This window comes from Pseudosporangium ferrugineum (genome assembly GCF_003002065.1).
GTDB classification, from domain to species: domain Bacteria; phylum Actinomycetota; class Actinomycetes; order Mycobacteriales; family Micromonosporaceae; genus Actinoplanes; species Actinoplanes ferrugineus_A.
Genome location: NZ_PVZG01000073.1, coordinates 1 through 2336 on the forward strand (window position 1 = coordinate 1; position 2336 = coordinate 2336).

At 58.8% G+C, this 2336-nt stretch carries 2 protein-coding genes; both read left to right on the plus strand.

What is annotated here, in order from left to right; genetic code table 11:
• A partial coding sequence (locus tag CLV70_RS38730) for a non-ribosomal peptide synthetase (protein ID WP_146164365.1) occupies positions 1–873 on the plus strand: 873 nt, incomplete at its 5' end.
• A partial coding sequence (locus CLV70_RS39500) for a condensation domain-containing protein (protein ID WP_211304065.1) occupies positions 870–2336 on the plus strand: 1467 nt, incomplete at its 3' end. The genes CLV70_RS38730 and CLV70_RS39500, both read left to right, overlap by 4 nt.

Below are 2336 nucleotides of genomic sequence, written 5' to 3' on the forward strand. Positions count from 1 at the left end.
GTGCTGGATTCGGGTTTGTTGCCGGTTCCTCCGGGTGTTTCTGGTGAGTTGTATGTGGCTGGTTTGGGTGTGGCGCGGGGTTATTTGAATCGTCCGGGTTTGACGGCTGGGCGTTTTGTTGCGGATCCGTTCGGGCCGGAGGGTTCGCGGATGTATCGCACTGGTGATGTGGTGCGGTGGCGTGATGACGGGCAGTTGGAGTTTGTTGGTCGTGTTGACGATCAGGTGAAGTTGCGTGGTTTCCGGATTGAGTTGGGTGAGGTGGAGGCGGCGCTGCGGGCGCATCCGGCGGTGGCGCAGGCGGCGGTGGTGGTCCGTGAGGATCGTCCGGGTGATCAGCTGCTCGAGGCGTTTCTGGCGCTGATGGTAGCGAATCATGACGAGAGTATTACTGCTACGATCCGTGGCTACCTCAAAACACTGATCCCCACGTATATGATCCCTCACGTTTTCCAAGTACTGGAAGCTATTCCTCTGACTCCTGGAGGAAAAATAGACCGGGTTCGGCTGCTGCAGCAGAAGTCGGACTCCAGGGGGCCGGAATGGTCGCCTGCCACGGTCCGTGAGAAGGCGGTAGCGAGCGCCTTTTTGACCGTGCTCGGAAGGCCCTTGACCGGCGACGCCAACTTCTTTGCCCTAGGCGGCGACAGCGTAGGAGTCGTTCGTCTCACGCAGGAGCTGCGGACACTTGGCTATAGCGCTTCCGTCAGGCAGATATTCGAATCGCAGACGGTAAGAGATATAGCCGCAGTGGTCCGCGAAATCTCCGAGAGTGAGGGCCTGATGCCGGTGTCAGAGTCCGACTCTCAACCGGGCGAGAGACGAATGGCTGAGCTTACCCGAATTCTTAACTCGGGAGAGATTTCATCATGACGCAGACCCGCCGTATCGAAGATGCGTATGAGCTGACGGCATTGCAGCGGTCCCTCTATTTCCAGGCGGCTATAGATGGAAGTGCTGGCTCGAGCTATGTCCAGCAAGTCATTTTGCGTATAGAGGGCAGCTTGGACTCCAGTCGGCTCGAGGAGTGCGTTCAGCGCGTCATTGCTCGGCACCCTGCGCTGAGATCGTGCTTTCTTGTCGACGACGCCGGCGACGAGGTGCAAGTGGTTGTCGAGTCCGTCCCGGTTCCTTACGTTGCGATCTCGGTAGTATCGTCACCCGATCCGGCAGATGCGTTTGCGAAGGTTGCCGCGGCAGAAAATGAGAAGGCCTTTCGGCTTAATGTGGCTCCACTGCTCAGATTTACTTTGGTGCAGGTGGCGAAACGGGACTATCGGCTGATTGTGACATGGCACCACATCATCTTGGATGCCATGTCATTCGATAGAGTTCTTTCCGACCTCATGCGCTTGTATGTCGGTGAGGAGCTGTCTCCCGCGCCGTTGTCATATGCGAGCTATATCAAGTGGCTGCGGTCGCGCAACTACTCGAGGGCACTGGCGGACTGGGTCGACGAGCTCAAGGGCCTGGCTGATGCGACCCTGCTTGCCCCTCAGAAAAATGCTTTCGGCGGGCGGCGGCAATACGTGGATGCAGTACTCGGCGCATCTCTCGAAACTAAGATCCGGAATCTTGCGTCAGACCTCCGGTCTACACCAAACACGATCCTACAAGTAGGATGGGCGATCGTTCTCAGGTGCTGGACCGGTTCGGATGACATTGTCTTTGGATGCCCGCTTTCGACACGGCCGCCAGATCTTGAACGCTCGGACGAGATCGTGGGCCTGCTTGTAAACACTGTTCCTCTGAGGATAAATATTCGCGGGGACTGGACCGTATCGAGGACTGTTCTGGAGGCGAGAAGCGCGCAAACCGCGGCGTTCTCCAAAGATTTCGTCTCACTCGCGGATATTCAAAACTCGTTGGGGATGCGGGCTCTTTTCGATACCGCTGTTGTCCTGGAAGGTGCCATACATGGTGCAGACCAGTCGTCGATCGACAGCGGTGGCATTCGTGTCTCAGTGGTCGGCGCGACCGACGATCCGGGATTGCCGCTTGCCATAGCTGCCTCTACCGGCGCCGGCATGCCCATCCGTTTCAACTACGCGGTGGATCTGTTCGACGAGGCGACGGTGCGTTCTCTGCTCGATCGGTTCGTCAGTGTCTTGCGTCAGGTCGTCGACGAACCCGGCCGGCGGATAGCACGGCTGGACCTGCTCACCACCGAGGAACGCCAGAAGCTGCTGGTGTCCTGGAACGACACCACGACGCCGGTCGGCCCGCAAAGCCTGCCGCAGTTGTTCGAGGCGCAGGCGGCCAAGCGCCCGCAGGCCACCGCGGTGGTCTTCGAGGACCAGCAGCTCAGCTATGCACAGCTCAACGAGCAGGCCAAC